Annotated in this window: 12 protein-coding genes; 5 read left to right on the top strand and 7 right to left on the bottom strand. The window is 72.3% G+C overall.

Annotation, left to right across the window (positions count from 1 at the left end):
• Window positions 1-34 precede the first annotated feature (34 nt).
• Complete coding sequence (locus tag ACIQPR_RS12500; RefSeq protein ID WP_403646013.1) at window positions 35-967, top strand: intradiol ring-cleavage dioxygenase; 933 nt, start codon at window positions 35-37, stop codon at window positions 965-967.
• Between the two features lie 9 nt (window positions 968-976).
• On the top strand, window positions 977-1,810 hold the full coding sequence (locus ACIQPR_RS12505) for a triphosphoribosyl-dephospho-CoA synthase (RefSeq protein ID WP_403646015.1): 834 nt from the start codon (window positions 977-979) through the stop codon (window positions 1,808-1,810).
• Here the strand turns inward: ACIQPR_RS12505 and ACIQPR_RS12510 are convergent.
• From ACIQPR_RS12510 to ACIQPR_RS12525, 4 genes are all read right to left on the bottom strand, one after another.
• Window positions 1,785-3,011 carry an MFS transporter gene (locus tag ACIQPR_RS12510; RefSeq protein ID WP_403646018.1) on the bottom strand — a complete coding sequence of 409 codons (1,227 nt, stop codon included), beginning with the start codon at window positions 3,009-3,011 and terminating at the stop codon, window positions 1,785-1,787. The two genes, ACIQPR_RS12505 and ACIQPR_RS12510, sit on opposite strands and share 26 nt — an antisense overlap.
• 88 nt (window positions 3,012-3,099) lie before the next feature.
• The gene (locus ACIQPR_RS12515; protein ID WP_403646020.1) at window positions 3,100-4,473 is read right to left on the bottom strand and encodes a PLP-dependent aminotransferase family protein; all 1,374 of its coding nucleotides are present in this window, start codon (window positions 4,471-4,473) and stop codon (window positions 3,100-3,102) included.
• Window positions 4,474-4,557: 84 nt separating this feature from the next.
• Window positions 4,558-6,024, bottom strand: a complete 1,467-nt coding sequence (locus ACIQPR_RS12520) for an aminopeptidase P family protein (protein WP_403646023.1) — start codon at window positions 6,022-6,024, stop codon at window positions 4,558-4,560.
• Between the two features lie 103 nt (window positions 6,025-6,127).
• Window positions 6,128-7,690 (bottom strand): SpoIIE family protein phosphatase, encoded by a 1,563-nt coding sequence (locus ACIQPR_RS12525; RefSeq protein ID WP_403646026.1) that lies wholly within the window; start codon window positions 7,688-7,690, stop codon window positions 6,128-6,130.
• A 458-nt stretch (window positions 7,691-8,148) separates the two neighbouring features.
• Between ACIQPR_RS12525 and ACIQPR_RS12530 the strand changes: the two genes are divergently transcribed.
• Both ACIQPR_RS12530 and ACIQPR_RS12535 read left to right on the top strand, forming a co-directional pair.
• On the top strand, window positions 8,149-8,814 hold the full coding sequence (locus ACIQPR_RS12530) for a bifunctional DNA primase/polymerase (protein ID WP_403646029.1): 666 nt from the start codon (window positions 8,149-8,151) through the stop codon (window positions 8,812-8,814).
• 56 nt (window positions 8,815-8,870) lie between these two features.
• Entirely contained in the window at window positions 8,871-9,431 is a 561-nt protein-coding gene (locus ACIQPR_RS12535) for a hypothetical protein (protein WP_403646031.1), read from the top strand.
• Window positions 9,432-9,675: 244 nt separating this feature from the next.
• On the opposite strand, the gene ACIQPR_RS12540 is transcribed toward ACIQPR_RS12535, so the two are convergent.
• From ACIQPR_RS12540 to ACIQPR_RS12550, 3 genes are all read right to left on the bottom strand, one after another.
• Window positions 9,676-10,641 carry a DUF5926 family protein gene (locus ACIQPR_RS12540; protein ID WP_403646034.1) on the bottom strand — a complete coding sequence of 322 codons (966 nt, stop codon included), beginning with the start codon at window positions 10,639-10,641 and terminating at the stop codon, window positions 9,676-9,678.
• 445 nt (window positions 10,642-11,086) lie between these two features.
• A complete protein-coding gene (locus tag ACIQPR_RS12545; protein ID WP_403646037.1) occupies window positions 11,087-11,638 on the bottom strand; it encodes an ATP-binding protein in 552 nt (183 codons plus the stop codon).
• A 230-nt stretch (window positions 11,639-11,868) separates the two neighbouring features.
• Window positions 11,869-12,714: a glycerophosphodiester phosphodiesterase gene (locus ACIQPR_RS12550; protein WP_403646039.1), complete on the bottom strand. Its 846-nt coding sequence runs from the start codon at window positions 12,712-12,714 to the stop codon at window positions 11,869-11,871.
• A gap of 258 nt (window positions 12,715-12,972) precedes the next feature.
• Here ACIQPR_RS12550 and ACIQPR_RS12555 point away from each other — a divergent pair, with 258 nt between their 5' ends.
• On the top strand, window positions 12,973-14,532 hold the full coding sequence (locus tag ACIQPR_RS12555) for a S1C family serine protease (protein WP_403646041.1): 1,560 nt from the start codon (window positions 12,973-12,975) through the stop codon (window positions 14,530-14,532).
• Window positions 14,533-14,541: the final 9 nt, after the last annotated feature.

The raw sequence follows: 14,541 nt of genomic DNA on the forward strand, positions 1-14,541 counted from the left end.
GTCCTTGACGGGGGCCGTTCCTAGCTTCGTGATCATGACGGGAAACCACAAAGACAAAACCATCAGCCGGCGCCGCGCCCTCGCGGTGACCGGCGGAACGGTCGCGGCCGGCGGACTGGCGGTGGCCGGATTCCAGTCCGCGTTCGCCGACACCGCGGACGCCGCCGCCGACGCGGACGCCACGGCCACGGCGACCTCCACCGGCAGCGAGTGCATGACGCTGATGACGAGCGTCACGGAGGGCCCCTACTACCTCGACGGTGCCCTGGTGCGCAAGGACATCACCGAGGGCAAGGCAGGCGTCCCGCTCACCCTGCGCCTGACCGTCGTCGACGCCACCGACGGCTGCACCCCGGTCAAGGGCGCGGCCGTGGAGATCTGGCACTGCGACGCCTGGGGCTACTACTCCGGCTACACCACCGCCAACCCCGGCGGCTCCGCCCCCGCCGAGAGCGAGGAGGGCGACAGCGCCAACGACCAGACCTACCTGCGCGGTTACCAGATCGCCAACGCCAACGGGGTCGTCAAGTTCGAGACGATCTTCCCGGGCTGGTACACCCCGCGCACCTGCCACATCCACGTGAAGGTGCACACCGGCGGCGAGAAGGAGGACGGCACCTACGAGGGCGGCAAGGTCAACTACACCGGCCAGCTGTTCTTCGCCGACGACATCGCCGAGGAGATCTTCACCCTCGACCCGTACTCCAAGCACACCGGCTCGTACACCGTCCTCGCCGACGACATGGTCTACGACGGCGGCGGCGCCACCAGCGGTCTGCTCACCCTCAAGGCCGTCCACAAGAAGGACCCCTCCAAGGGCTACAAGGGCTCCCTGACCCTCGGCGTGGACCCGGACGCGGAGAGCACGGGCGCGGGCAGCGGCGGCGGCGGCACACCCCCGAGCGACGCCCCCACGGGCACCCCGCCGTCCGACAGCGCCTCCCCCTCCGCCTCGGCTTCCTCGTAAGGTACGACGATGCAGAGCCGCGAGGACGAGGCGCTCGCGCGGGCCGCGGTGGCCGCGCTCACCGGGCAACTGGAACTGGCTCCCAAGCCGGGCCTGCCCGACCCGCGCGACCTGGCCGCCCGTACCACCCGGGTCGACCACCGCGCCCTGCGCTGGTCGGCCAGGGCGCTGGCCCCCGGCCTCGCGGCGATGGCCGCGTCCGCCCGGCGCACCGGCGAGCCCACGGCCCAACTCCGCGCCGAACTGGGCGCGATCGGCCGCTGCACGGAACACTCCGTGGCGCTCGCGGGCGGCGGCCACCGGGGTTCCCTGTGGGCGCTCGGCCTCCTGGTCGCGGCGGCTGCCCTGGACCCGCGTGCCGGTGCCCAGGACGTCGCCGCGACCGCGAAGCGCATCGCCGCCCACCCCGACCGCCGCGCCCCGCGCAGGCCCTCGCGCGGTTCGTCGGTCTCGGCGAAGTACGGTGCGCCGGGCGCGCGGGGCGAGGCGAAGGCCGGATTCCCGCATGTGCGGCGGGCGTTGGACACCCTGGCCACGGCCCGCGCGTCCGGTGCCACGGAGACGCAGGCCCGCCTCGACGCGCTGCTCACCGTGATGTCCACCCTCCAGGACACCGAACTCCTGCACACCGCCGGTCCGTTGGGCCTGCGCCACGTCCAGGCGGGCGCCCGCGCCGTCCTGGAGGCGGGCGGCACGGCCACGGAGGCCGGCGCGGAGGCGCTCGCCGCCTTCGACACCGACCTGCGCACGCGCGCGTGGAGCCCACGCGGCAGCGCGGGACTCCTGGCGGGCGCCCTGTTCCTGGACTCGCTCCCGGTCAGTTCGTCGACACAGGCTCCCTGAGCGCCACTTCACCGCTCCCCGCCGCCCGACGCGTCGCCGGTCCCATCGCGTACGACGCCGCCACCGTCGCCCCGCCCAGCAGCAGCCAGCCGGGGGTGCCCCACTCCAGGAGGAGGGACGTCAGCACCAGGGGCCCCAGTGTCCTGGCCACCGTGACGCCCGTGCCGAAGAAGCCCTGGTACTCGCCCACCCGGTCGACGGGTGCCAGTGTGAAGGACAGTTGCCAGGAACCCGCCGACTGGCCCATCTCGGCGGCCACCTGGAGCACCGCCCCGATCACCAGCGCCCCGGCCGCCACCCACGGCGACGCGCCCGCCGACAGCGCGAACGCGGCGCAGGCCGCCAGCATCACCCATCCCGACCGGCGCACCGCGCGCGTGGCCGACGCGAGCCCCGTGACCCCGCGTGCCGTCCGGACCTGGAACACCATCACCGCACCGGTGTTGAGCACGAACAGCGCCGACACCAGCCAGGTCGGCGCCTCCGTCCGCTCGGCGATCCACAGCGGCAGCCCGAGGCTGAGCAGCGGCATCCGCAGCAGCAGCACGGTGTTGAGGAGCGTGACGACGACGTACGGGCGGTCGCGCAGGACCCCGAGACCACCGGTCCGCCGCACCGCGCCCACCCGCACCGGCGGCAGCCGCAGCAGCAGTCCCGCGCACACCACGAAACCGATCGCGTCCAGCGCGAACACCCCGAGGTAGGCCGACCGAGTCCCCGCCCGCAGCGCGAGCCCGCCGAGGCCCGCGCCCACCGCGAGCCCGGCGTTCAGCGTCGACTGGAGATGGGCCAGCAGCCCGGTCCGCTCCCCGGCCGACACCAGTCCCGCGAGCAGCGCCTGCCGGGCCGCGGCCAGCCCCGACTGCGCGGAGGCGTAGGCGCACGCGGCGACCACGAACGGCACGAATCCCCGCACGACCAGGAAGGACGCCACCGCGAGCCCGGTCGCCAGCGCCAGCAGCACCGCCGTACCGCGCGGCCCCCGCCGGTCGGCCAGCCGCCCCAGCGGGACGCCCACCAACGAGCCCACGGCCCACGCGAGGGTGAGCCCGAGGCCCACGCGCGCGGGGGCCAGCCCGACCACACGGGTGAAGTACAGCGCCGAGGTCACGTAGTACGCGCCGTCGCCGACGGAGTTGGTCAACTGGGCCAGCGCGAGCGTGCGTTGCGGGCCCGCGGGCGGGACGAGCGAGTTCGTCATACCTCTGACGTTAGAAGCCGAATGGATCCCTGGTGAGATCCAATGGGTGTTTCATTCATAGGCCCAATTCATAACCCTTGGGTCCGGTTCAGAACGCTTCCAGCACCCGACCCAACGCCTCCAGCGCCTCCGGGTACACCCGCTCCCGAGGCGTCCCGTACCCCACCACCAGGCCCTGGGGCCGCCCCCCGCCCCCGTCCGCCGCGTGCCAGTGCTCGCCGAGCCGCCCCACCGCGAGCCCCTCCTGCGCGGCTCGCGCCACCACCGCCTCCTCGTCGTCGACCGCCACCAGCGCGTGCAGCCCGGCCGCGATCCCGCGCACGCTGTTGCGCGCCCCCAGCCGGTCGAGGAGCTGGTCGCGGCGGCGCCGGTAGCGCAGCCGGCACGCGCGCACATGGCGGTCGTAGGCATGGCTGTCGATCAGTTCGGCGAGCGCCAGCTGGCCGATGGTCTCGGTGTGGTGGTCGCTGTGCAGCTTGGCGTCGGCGACCGGGTCGACGAGGTGGGGCGGCAGCACCATCCAGCCGAGCCGCAGCGCGGGCCCGAGCGTCTTGGACGCGGTGCCCAGGTAGGCGACCTGTCCCGGTGCCATCCCCTGGAGCGCGCCCACGGGCTGGCGGTCGTAGCGGAACTCCCCGTCGTAGTCGTCCTCGACGATCAGTCCTCCCCGCGCGCGTGCCCAGTCGGTCAGGGCCCGTCTGCGCTCCGGGTGCAGGGTCACGCCGGTCGGGTACTGGTGGGCCGGGGTCACCACCACGGCCGCCGCCTTCCCCAGCTCCTCGGCGCGGACGCCCCGATCGTCGACCCCTACGGGGAGCACCCGGCCGCCGTTGTGCCGGACCACCTCCCTGTGGAAGGGCAGTCCGGGATCCTCCATGGCGACCGGGGAGCCGTCGAGCACCCGTGTGAGAAGCGCGAGCCCCTGGACGTACCCCGAGGTGATCACGATCCGCTCCGGGGGCGCGATCACCCCGCGGGCCCGCCCCAGGTAGCCCGAGAGCGCGGTGCGCAGTTCGAGGCGACCGCGCGGGTCGCCGTAGTCGTACGCCAGGGAGGGCGCCGTCGCGATGGCGCGACGCAGCGCGCGCAGCCAGGCCGCGGCCGGGAACGCGCCGACGTCCGGGCTGCCGGGCCGCAGGTCGAAACTGGGCGCACGCGCGTGTGCCGCCGCCCCCGGTGGCTCCGTGTCGACGGAGGGCAGCCGTGCGACCTCGGTGCCGGAGCCCTGGCGGGCGGTCAGATACCCCTCGGCGACGAGCTGGTCGTAGGCCGCTTTCGCGGTGTTCCTGGAGACGCCGAGTTCGGTCGCGAGGCGTCTGGTGGCCGGGAGGCGGGTGCCGGGGGCCAGCCGGCCGTCGCGTACGGCGTCCCGGAGCGCGCGTTCCAGACCGACGCGCCGCCCGCCCTCCGGGTCGGGTTCCAGATGCAGGTCGACCCCGACACCGGACCAGAAGTCGTTCACGGAAAAGCCCTCCCCCTAGGCACACGAACGGCCGGGCACGGTGGGCGTGCCCGGCCATCAGTCTTGTATCAGCTGTCGGCTCCGTCAGTCCTTGAGGGACGTCATCCAGCTCTCTACCTCGGCCGAGGAGCGGGGCAGACCGGCGGAGAGGTTCCGGTTGCCGTCCTCGGTGACCAGGATGTCGTCCTCGATGCGGACGCCGATGCCCCGGTACTCCTCGGGGACGGTCAGGTCGTCGGCCTGGAAGTACAGGCCGGGCTCCACCGTGAGGACCATGCCGGGCTCCAGGGTGCCCTCGACGTACGTCTCGGTCCGCGCGGCGGCGCAGTCGTGGACGTCCATGCCGAGCATGTGACCGGTGCCGTGCAGCGTCCAGCGGCGCTGGAGGCCCAGCTCCAGGACGCGCTCGACCGGGCCCTCGACCAGGCCCCACTCGACGACCTTCTCGGCCAGCACACGCTGTGCCGCGTCGTGGAAGTCGCGGTACTTGCCGCCCGGCTGCACCGCCGCGATACCGGCCTCCTGGGCCTCGTACACGGCGTCGTAGATCCTCTTCTGGATCTCGGTGTAGCGGCCGTCGATCGGCAGGGTGCGGGTGACGTCGGCGGTGTACAGGGTGTGCGTCTCGACGCCCGCGTCCAGGAGGAGGAGGTCGCCGGAGCGGACCGGGCCGTCGTTGCGCACCCAGTGCAGGGTGGTGGCGTGCGGGCCGGCGGCGCAGATCGAGCCGTAGCCGACGTCGTTGCCCTCGACGCGGGCGCGGAGGAAGAACGTGCCCTCGATGTAGCGCTCGCTGGTCGCCTCGGCCCGGTCGAGGACCTTCACGACGTCCTCGAAGCCTCGGACCGTCGAGTCGACGGCCTTCTGGAGTTCGGCGATCTCGAACTCGTCCTTGACCAGGCGGGCTTCGGACAGGAAGATCCGCAGCTCCTCGTCGCGCTCGGCGGTGACCTTGTCGGTCAGCGCGGCCTCGACGCCGGCGTCGTAGCCGCGGACGACCCGGACCGGGCCGGTGGCCTCGCGCAGTGCCTCGGGCAGTTCGCGGACGTCGGAGGCGGGGATGCCGTAGAGCGCCTCGGACTCGGTGAGGGAGTGGCGGCGGCCGACCCACAGCTCGCCCTGGCCGGAGAGCCAGAACTCGCCGTTCTCGCGGTCGGAGCGCGGCAGGAGGTAGATCGTCGCCTTGTGGCCCTCGGCGGCGGGCTCCAGGACGAGGACGCCGTCCTCGGTGAGGCTGCCGGTGAGGTACGCGTACTCGACCGACGCCCGGAAGGGGTACTCGGTGTCGTTCGAGCGGGTCTTCAGGTTGCCCGCGGGGATCACCAGGCGCTCGCCCGGGAACCGCGCGGAGAGCGCGGCGCGGCGGCGGGCGGTGTGCCCGGCCTGCTCGACGGGCCGCAGGTCGTGCAGCTCGGTGTCGGCCCAGCCGGACTTCATGCTCTCGGCCAACTCGTCGGACACGCCCGGGTACAGGCCGTTCTTCCGCTTCTTGATGGGCTCCTCAGACTCAGTCTCCGGGGTCTCCGGGTTGAGCTCGTCGGCCACGGTCATCCTCCTAGTTACGGCACTGGACCCCCTCCATCGTACGGTCGTACGGAAGGGGGCCCAGGGCCGTATGGCCTGTTACACCCGGCGTCCGGGCGACTACGGTCCACTACTCGAAACGGGCCGCCAGGAGGACGACGTCCTCGTCGCTGTCGGCCGTGTCGAGGCCGTCCGGCAGGACGGTCCGCAGCACGTGGTCGGCGATGGCGGCCGGGTCGGCGCGCAGCGCCTTGGGGACGCTCGCCGCCGCCGAGTGCAGCCGGGCGAAGGCGCGGTCCATGGGGTCGCCGGTACGGTGCAGCAGCCCGTCCGTGTAGAGCAGCACCGTCTCGCCGGGCTCCGCCTCCAGCTCCACGCTCGGCGCCTCCCAGCAGGCCAGCATGCCCAGCGGCGCGGACACGGAGGTCTCGACGAACTCGGTGCGCCGCTCGCCGACCAGGAGGGGCGGGCTGTGTCCGGCGCCCGCCAGGGTGATCTTGCGCAGCGCGGGCTCGCAGTAGGCGAACAGGGCGGTGGCCGAGCGGGCGGGCTCGGTGAGCCTGAGGAGCAGTTCGAGGTCGGACAGGACCGCGACCGGGTCCTCGCCCTCCATCACCGCGTACGCCCGCAGGGAGGCCCGCAGCCGGCCCATCGCGGCGACCGCGCTCGGCCCGGAGCCGGTCACCGAGCCGACGGCGAGACCGAGCGCCGCGTCCGGCAGCGGCAGCGCGTCGTACCAGTCGCCGCCGCCGCGCGGACCCGTGCGGTGCAGCGCGGCGAGCTGCACACCGGCCACGCGCGGGAGCCGGGACGGCAGCAGCTCCTCGGCGATGGTCGCCACGCACGCGCGCGTGCGCTCGACCTCCAGGAGCCGCGCCACGTGCTCGGTGGCGTAGCGGGCGTACAGGCCGGCGAGATGGCGCTGCCGCTCGACCGGTTCGGCGGGCTCGTCGTACAGCCATACGGCGGCGCCCAGCCGCCCGGCCGCGTCGGTGGCCAGGGGCAGCGCGTAACTGGCCGCGTAGCCGAGGCGTACGGCGACCTCGCGGTGGCGCGGGTCGAGGCCGTCCTCGGCGAAGAGGTCGGGGTGGACGATCCCGTCGCCCCCGAGGTCCTGGCCGGCCTCGCCGCCCGGAGCGTCGTCCAGGAGCGGGCCGTAGGACATCGCCCCGCGCGGGACGGTCTCGATGTGGCCGAGATCGGAGCGGTCCAGGCCCAGGCCGACGGTGGTGTCGGGGCCCAGGCCGTCGCCGGGTTCCAGGACGACGAGTCCGCGCCGGGCGCCGACGAGGGCGGCTCCGGCGCTCAGCAGTTCACGGAGCCCGTCGTCGAGTGCGTCCGTGCGTGCCAGGCGTTCCGTGAGTTCGTGGAGGGTCGTGAGATCGGAGACCCAGCCGGCGAGGCGGTCCTGGAGCAGGGCACTTGGCGCGTTCGGATGGGTTTCCGGCGGATTCTGGACGTTCGGGGACGGGGCCGGCGGGGTACCGGTGGCGGCAGGCGCGGGCGCGACAGTGTGTGCGGGCGATGGAACCGTTGAATCGATTCCAGCCACTTTCGGAGGGTGCGGGGCGTTCATGGCGTCCGGCTTTCCGACCGGTGCGTATTGCTCAAAAGCATCGCAAACCCCCATGTCATTCTGCGCTGCTGGCAGTGTCTCCACATGTACACGCACTCGTGAGGGGATGTCCAGCATTGTCCTGCTGGGATTCCTGGTGTCCATGGGTTTCGCGGGGGCATTTCGCTCTCCCCTTGCGGATTGGCAAAGTTGGCTTAAAACTGCATCAGGGGACGGTCTATTGCGGTCGACTGGCCTTGCTCGACGGAGCGTCACAGCGGTCGTGATGGGTACGTACTCGGAGAAGACCAGGGGTGGCGTGAGCCGCCCGGAACCTGGTGAGGGACCCGGGCGTCTTAACCACCGACGATCGTGCCCCATCCTCCCGTGGCGGAGGCGGAGAGAAATACGCGGGACGGCAAACGCCAGACTTCGCCACCCCCACGCCATGCCCATGCTTTTCAAGCACGCACGGGTTCCCCTTGCTCGACGCAGGGGTGTGATGCGCCAACAGGTACGCACAGTGAAGTGATCGACACATGGTGTGATGTGGTCCTCGGTGTTGCCAGCGGTGCAACGGAAAGGAACGAGCGCTCATGCGCGAGATCCTCGGAAAGCGACGCAGGCTCCTGTCCAGGCGAGACAACAGGAGGTCTGAGATGCTCGGCGCGGCCCTGACCTTCGCGACGGAATGGCAGTGGCCCGTACTCCCGGGCGTGGCACCGGACCCCCAGGGCCGGGCCCGCTGCGGCTGTCCGGACCCTGAGTGCACGGTTCCCGGCGCCCACCCCTTCGACCCCGGCCTCCTCGCGGCCACCACCGACGCCCGCATGGTGCGCTGGTGGTGGGGCAACCGCCCGACCGCGCCCATCGTCCTCGCCACCGGCGACAAGGCCCCCTGCGCGGTCAGCCTGCCCGCCCCCGCCGCGGCCCGGGCCCTGGCCGCGCTCGACCTCCAGGGCATGCGCCTGGGCCCGGTCGTCGCCGCGCCCACCCGCTGGTCGCTGCTCGTCAAGCCGTACTCCATGGAGCAGTTGGGCGAGCTGCTCTACGCCAAGGACCACGTCCCGGGCTCGCTGCGCTTCCACGGCGAGGGCGGCTACCTCGCCCTGCCGCCCTCCGAGACCGGCCAGGGCCGGATCCGCTGGGAGCGCGCACCCCTGCCCGGCTCCTCCTCGCCCTGGGTCCCCGACGTCGAGGCCGTGGTGGACGCCGTGGTCGAGGCCCTCACTCGTACGGGTGTGAGCGCCCCCGAGTTGTAGGGGTGTCGGGCGCGCGTGGACCGTGACGCCCCTGGTCGGTCGTTATCTTCCGCTCTATGAACCTTCGTCTGCTCGCCCTCGCGGGCGTCGCGGTGTGCGCGGTCGCGCTGCCGCTGGCCGTGGCGTCCGCGGGTCCCGTACGCGACGAGGGTCACGCGGTCGCGCGTTCCCTGCTCAGCTCCTCCGACGACGACCGGAAGGAGCCGTCCGCCGCGCCCTCCTCGGCGCCCGCGCCCACCCGCTCCCCGCTGGCCCTCGGCCTGGGGCTGGCCACCGCGGCCCGCTGCGGACCCGAACTCTCCACGCCCGACGGCATCGAGGCGCAGACCTGTGTGATGACGCAGGGCGAGGACACCTGGGCGCGCACCTACTACCGCAACGCCACCGGCGAGGACCTGGACGCGGTGCTGAGCCTCATGGGGCCGGCGGACCGCACCGTGCAGATGCACTGCGACGTGAGCGCCGAGGACGAGCCCTCGCTGTGCGAGACGCCCCGGGAGCACACACGGGGCGGACCGGACGCCTACACGGCCGTCGCGGAGTTCGCCGGGCCGGGCGGACGCGGACCGCTGCTGCTGCGCTCCGGCAGCAACTCCTCGGCGCCTACGGCGAGTTGACGGACGGTCTCGTTCCGTACACGCGGGCCGGGCATGAAAAGACCCGGTTGCTGGCGACGGGGGATGCACCAGCAACCGGGCTACTCGAACGGTAACAAGAGATCGGCGGTTCGCAAATTCGATCTCGGCTATTCGGACACCGACTGGCCTTTCACAACGGGGAGTTGTGACAGGAGCCACCGGAGTGAACGGGCCCGCCGCGACTGTCCGGTCGGTCGGTCGCGCCCCCGGGTCCCGCCGGGTGTCAACTCAGCGTGACCTGCCGGTTGGTGAGGCCGCCGCGCGCGCGGCGCTCGTCCGCGGTGAGCGGGGTGTCCGCGGCCAGCGCCGCGGTGAGCCGCTCCGCGAACTCGGCGGCGGGCTTCTCCACGTCGTCCGCGCCGAAGCCGCTCGGCAGGTCCCAGACCGGCACGGTGAGACCGTGAGCACGGAAGGACCCCACGAGACGGGTGCCCTCGCCGAGACCGGAGCGGCCGGCCGCGTGCAGCCGGGCGAGCGCGTCCAGAAGCTGCTCCTCCGGGTACGGCATGACCCAGCGCAGGTGGTTCTTGTCCGGCGTCTCGCACCAGTACGCGGCGTCCACGCCCTGGAGTTTCACGGTCGGGATGGCGGCGGCGTTCGCGCGCTCCAGGGAGGCGGTCACCTCGGGCGAGGCGTTCTCCGCCTCCGGAACCCAGAATTCGAAGCCCGTGTGCACAACTGGCTCGAACGCGCCTTCCGGGTCGAGCAGTTCCTGCAACCGCGGGCCGTCGGCCGGGGCGCGGCGGGACTGCACCGGAGTGCCCGGGTCCGCGACCAGGGCGCGCTGGAGGGTGTCGGCGAGGTCGCGGCTGATGTCGCCGGACGCCGTGTCGTTCTGCAGGCCGAGCAGCACCGAGCCGTCGTCGCGGCGCAGCGCCGGCCAGGCCATCGGCAGCACCGTGGCGAGCGTGACCGACGGAACCCCTTCGGGGAGGCCGCCCTTCAGGGGCAGCGCCACGGTGGCGGCGGGCACCAGCTCGCGCAGCGCGACCCAGTCGCCCTCGCCGGGCAGCCCCTCGAAGGGCCGCTGCACCAGCTCGGTCACCGCGTGCGCGGCGGCCCGGCCGTGGCACGCCTTGTAGCGGCGGCCACTGCCACAGGGGCAGGGCTCGCGGGCACCGACCACCGGGACCTCCGCGTCACTGGGCTGAGGCCGCTTGGCCGTGGTCTGGGGTCGCTTCTTGGCCATCGTGGGTGTCTCCCGGTTACGGCTCGTCTCGTACGGGCGGGAGCCTAGCCGTTCACGCCATGACCGACGGGAGCCTGTGGACAACGCGGCGACACGGGCCGACGACGGGTGGCCTGTGGAAAGGCTGGCGGACACGTGGGTTCGGGTGACCCCGAGGGACGGGTGGGTTCGGGTTGCCCGAAGGGCGGGTGGGTTCGGGTAGCCCGGGGGACGGGCGGGCTCAGGTGGTCCGGGGGACGCGGGCTCGGGTGGTCCGGGGGACGGGCCGACCACCGCGCCTTGGCGGACACGTGGGTTCGGGTGGTCCGGGGGACGGGCGGGTTCGGGTTGGCCGGAGGGCGGGCGGGCTCAGGTGGTCCGGGGGACGCGGGCTCGGGTGGTCCGGAGGACGCGCCGGCCACCGCCGTCTTGGCGGACGTCTCTGACCGGGCAGCCGTGGCGGACGTCAGTCCAAGTCGTCGTAGACGTCCGCGAAGCCCAGTCCCGGAGCCGTGGAGACGGTCGGGGCCGTGACGCGCGTGGCGAAGTCCTCGCGGCGGTGCGCGGTGTCCGGGTCGTGGACGTCCTCGTGGACGACGACCCACACCGTGACCTCGCCCCGGGTGTCGTCGCGGACGCCCCAGTCGTCGGCCAGTGCCGTGATGATGTTCAGGCCCCGGCCGCCGTGCGCCGTGACGGAGGGGGTGGCCGGAGCCGGGCGGGTCGGGCCGCCGCCGTCCGTCACCTCGACCGTGAGCCGTCCGCCGGTGTCCACGCGCCAGGCGCAGCGGACGTCACCGTCACCGGCCAGGGCGTCGCCCAGGGGCCGACCGTGCTTGCACGCATTGCTCAGAAGTTCGGAAAGGATCAGTACGGCATCGTCGATGACCGATTCCGACACACCGCCCGTGCGCAACTGATCGCGCATGCGATGTCTTGCCTGCCCCACGCCCGCAGGGCCATGGGTCACGGCCATGCTCGACGACGTGGGCACCTCCTGTGCCACCACCAACGCCACCCCCGAGACCTCCTTCGCCCCACGCCACGGTGTGGATGCCCCCTTGGCCTGTACCGGAAACCGGCCAATCCACGTTCAGTGACGCATTCGCAACGATCGAACACGGACCGAACGCGCCGGAGCACTCCCCGTAATCGGGTGGCTTGTTTTCGATGGTGTGGCCGAGTTCGGAGGATGGTGCAGGTGAGGTGCCCGGGTCAAGGGGTGTTTGGCGGTCTTTATGAGGTTCTTTAATGTTCCCTGCCGAGCTGGCTCAGAACGGCCCGCGGCCGGTTGGTGATGATGGCGTCAATGCCCAGGTCAACGCAGAGATCGACGTCCTCGGGCTCGTTGACCGTCCACACATGTACCTGATGACCGGCGTTTTTCAGCCGCTCGATGTACGCAGGGTGATTGCGCACGATCCTGATCGAGGGGCCTGCGATCCGGACACCGGCCGGAAGTCGACCGTCCCGGAGACGCGGCGAGAGGAACTGCAACAGGTAGACCGTGGGCAGCGTCGGGGACGCGGCCCGCACCCGGTGCAAAGATCGCGCCGAGAAACTCATGACCCGTACCGGGGAGTCGGCGGCGCTGGCCGGGGCGTCCAGCCCGAAGCGCTTCAGGAGCAGCAGCAGCCGTTCCTCGACCTGTCCCGCCCAGCGTGTCGGGTGCTTCGTCTCGATGGCCAGTTCCACCCGCCGGCCCGCGTCCGCGACGAGTTCGAGCAGCCGCTCCAGGGTGAGCACGGAGGTGTCCGCGCGGTCCTCGGGGAGGTGCTCCCAGTCCGGTTCCTCGTCCCGCGTCCGCCAGGAGTCGCGGGACAGGTCGCGGCCCTTCCAGGAGCCGAAGTCCAGGGCGGCCAGATCGGCGAGTTCCAGCGCCGAGACCGCTCCGCGTCCGTTCGACGTACGGTTGACGCGTCGGTCGTGGACGCAGACGAGATGGCCGTCGGCGGTCAGTCGTACATCGCACTCAAGCGCGTCCGCGCCGTCCTCGATGGCCTTCTTGTAGGCGGCGAGGGTGTGTTCGGGGGCCTCTTCGGAGGCTCCGCGGTGGGCGACGACTTGGATCCGGTGCTGCCGTGCGTGGGTCACCGCGTCATGGTGCCACCGCAAAGGGGTACACGTGGAACCGAAAAGGCGTATGTATGCGGCTTTTCGGTGGTGATGACCGCTTATAAAGGATCGCCATGGACCCACAGGCACCGCTTATGGTGCCCTGACGTCCGGTGGGAAAAGCTGACGGCATACAAAAGCACCAGCACAGCTGTTTCGCGCCGGACCGTCGACAAGCGTGAACGAGTGTGACCGCATGCTTCCGAGAACAACAGCCGTGGACCGAGGAGAAGAGCTGTGAGCACCGAGAACGAGGGCACTGAGGTACCCCCGGCCCCGTCTGCACCTCCTGTGCCGGTGGAATCTCCCGCAGCTTCCCCGCAGGCGGCTGCGTCCGAGGGGGGCGCGCCCACCACGCAGCTCCCCCCGGTGCCTCCGAGCGCCCCGCAGCCCCCCGCGTACGGCGCCCCGCCCCAGGCACCGGGCCCGCAGGCCCCCGGCCCCCACCAGGGCACGGGATCCGCTCCCGACGCCGCCTGGCCGCCCCCGCCCGCCACCCCGTCGTACGCCGACGCGGGCGCGGCCACGGGCGCGTACGGCGACGGAGGCACGGCCGCGTACGGCAGCGAGGGCGTGGGCGGCTACGGAGGCGACGGTGCGGCCGGCGCCGGTGGCTACGGCGGTGACGGCACGGGCGGCTGGGGCGCCGCGTACCAGCAGCAGCCCGCGCCCAAGAAGTCCGGCAGCGGGCGCGGCGGGCTCATCGCCGCCGTCCTGATCGCCGCTCTGATCGCCGGCGGCCTGGGCGGCGGCCTCGGCTACACGCTGGCCAAGGACAACGACGACAACAACAACTCCACCACCGTCTCCGCCGACAGCGGCAGCAGCGCCTCCGTCAAGCGCGACCCGGGCACCATCGCCGGCGTGGCCGCCAAGTCCCTGCCCAGCACGGTCACCATCGAGGCCGAGAGCACCAGCGGCGAGGGCGGCACCGGCACGGGCTTCGTCTTCGACACCCAGGGCCACATCGTCACCAACAACCACGTCGTCGCCGACGCGGTCGACGGCGGCAAGCTCACGGCCACCTTCCCGAACGGCAAGAAGTACGACGCCGAGATCGTCGGCCACGCCCAGGGCTACGACGTCGCCGTCATCAAGCTCAAGAACGCCCCCAGCGACCTGAAGCCGCTCACCCTCGGCGACTCGGACAAGGTGGCCGTGGGCGACGAGACGATCGCCATCGGCGCCCCCTTCGGCCTGTCGAACACGGTGACCACGGGCATCATCAGCGCCAAGAACCGCCCGGTGGCCTCCAGCGACGGCAGCTCCACCAGCAAGGCGTCCTACATGAGCGCGCTTCAGACCGACGCGTCCATCAACCCCGGCAACTCGGGCGGCCCGCTGCTAGACGCCCAGGGCGCGGTCATCGGCATCAACTCCGCGATCCAGTCGACCAGCAGCGGCGGCCTCAGCGGCGGCAGCCAGTCCGGCTCGATCGGCCTGGGCTTCGCCATCCCGATCAACCAGGCGAAGTACGTCGCCCAGCAGCTGATCAAGACCGGCAAGCCGGTGTACGCCAAGATCGGCGCCTCCGTCTCCCTGGAGGACAGCACCGCGGGCGCGACGATCACCACGGGCTCCTCCGCGGTCGAGGCGGGCGGCCCTGCGGCCAAGGCGGGCCTCAAGGCCGGCGACGTCATCACCAAGCTCGACGACTCGGTCATCGACAGCGGCCCCACCCTGATCGGCGAGATCTGGACCCACAAGCCGGGCGACAAGGTCACGATCACCTACAAGCGCGGCAGCACGGAGCACACCACCGAACTGACCCTGGGATCCCGAGTCGGCGACAACTGACCCGGCACC

Origin of the sequence: Streptomyces sp. NPDC091280, from assembly GCF_044768565.1 — a bacterium.
Taxonomy (GTDB): domain Bacteria; phylum Actinomycetota; class Actinomycetes; order Streptomycetales; family Streptomycetaceae; genus Streptomyces.

Excerpts from the sequence above, each read along its gene's own strand:
- ACIQPR_RS12500 (WP_403646013.1), top strand. The coding sequence starts at position 35 with ATGACGGGAAACCACAAAGACAAAACCATCAGCCGGCGCCGCGCCCTC.
- ACIQPR_RS12505 (WP_403646015.1), top strand. The coding sequence starts at position 977 with ATGCAGAGCCGCGAGGACGAGGCGCTCGCGCGGGCCGCGGTGGCCGCG.
- ACIQPR_RS12510 (WP_403646018.1), bottom strand. The coding sequence starts at position 3,011 with ATGACGAACTCGCTCGTCCCGCCCGCGGGCCCGCAACGCACGCTCGCG.
- ACIQPR_RS12520 (WP_403646023.1), bottom strand. The coding sequence starts at position 6,024 with ATGACCGTGGCCGACGAGCTCAACCCGGAGACCCCGGAGACTGAGTCT.
- ACIQPR_RS12525 (WP_403646026.1), bottom strand. The coding sequence starts at position 7,690 with ATGCTGGACATCCCCTCACGAGTGCGTGTACATGTGGAGACACTGCCA.
- ACIQPR_RS12530 (WP_403646029.1), top strand. The coding sequence starts at position 8,149 with ATGCGCGAGATCCTCGGAAAGCGACGCAGGCTCCTGTCCAGGCGAGAC.
- ACIQPR_RS12535 (WP_403646031.1), top strand. The coding sequence starts at position 8,871 with ATGAACCTTCGTCTGCTCGCCCTCGCGGGCGTCGCGGTGTGCGCGGTC.
- ACIQPR_RS12540 (WP_403646034.1), bottom strand. The coding sequence starts at position 10,641 with ATGGCCAAGAAGCGACCCCAGACCACGGCCAAGCGGCCTCAGCCCAGT.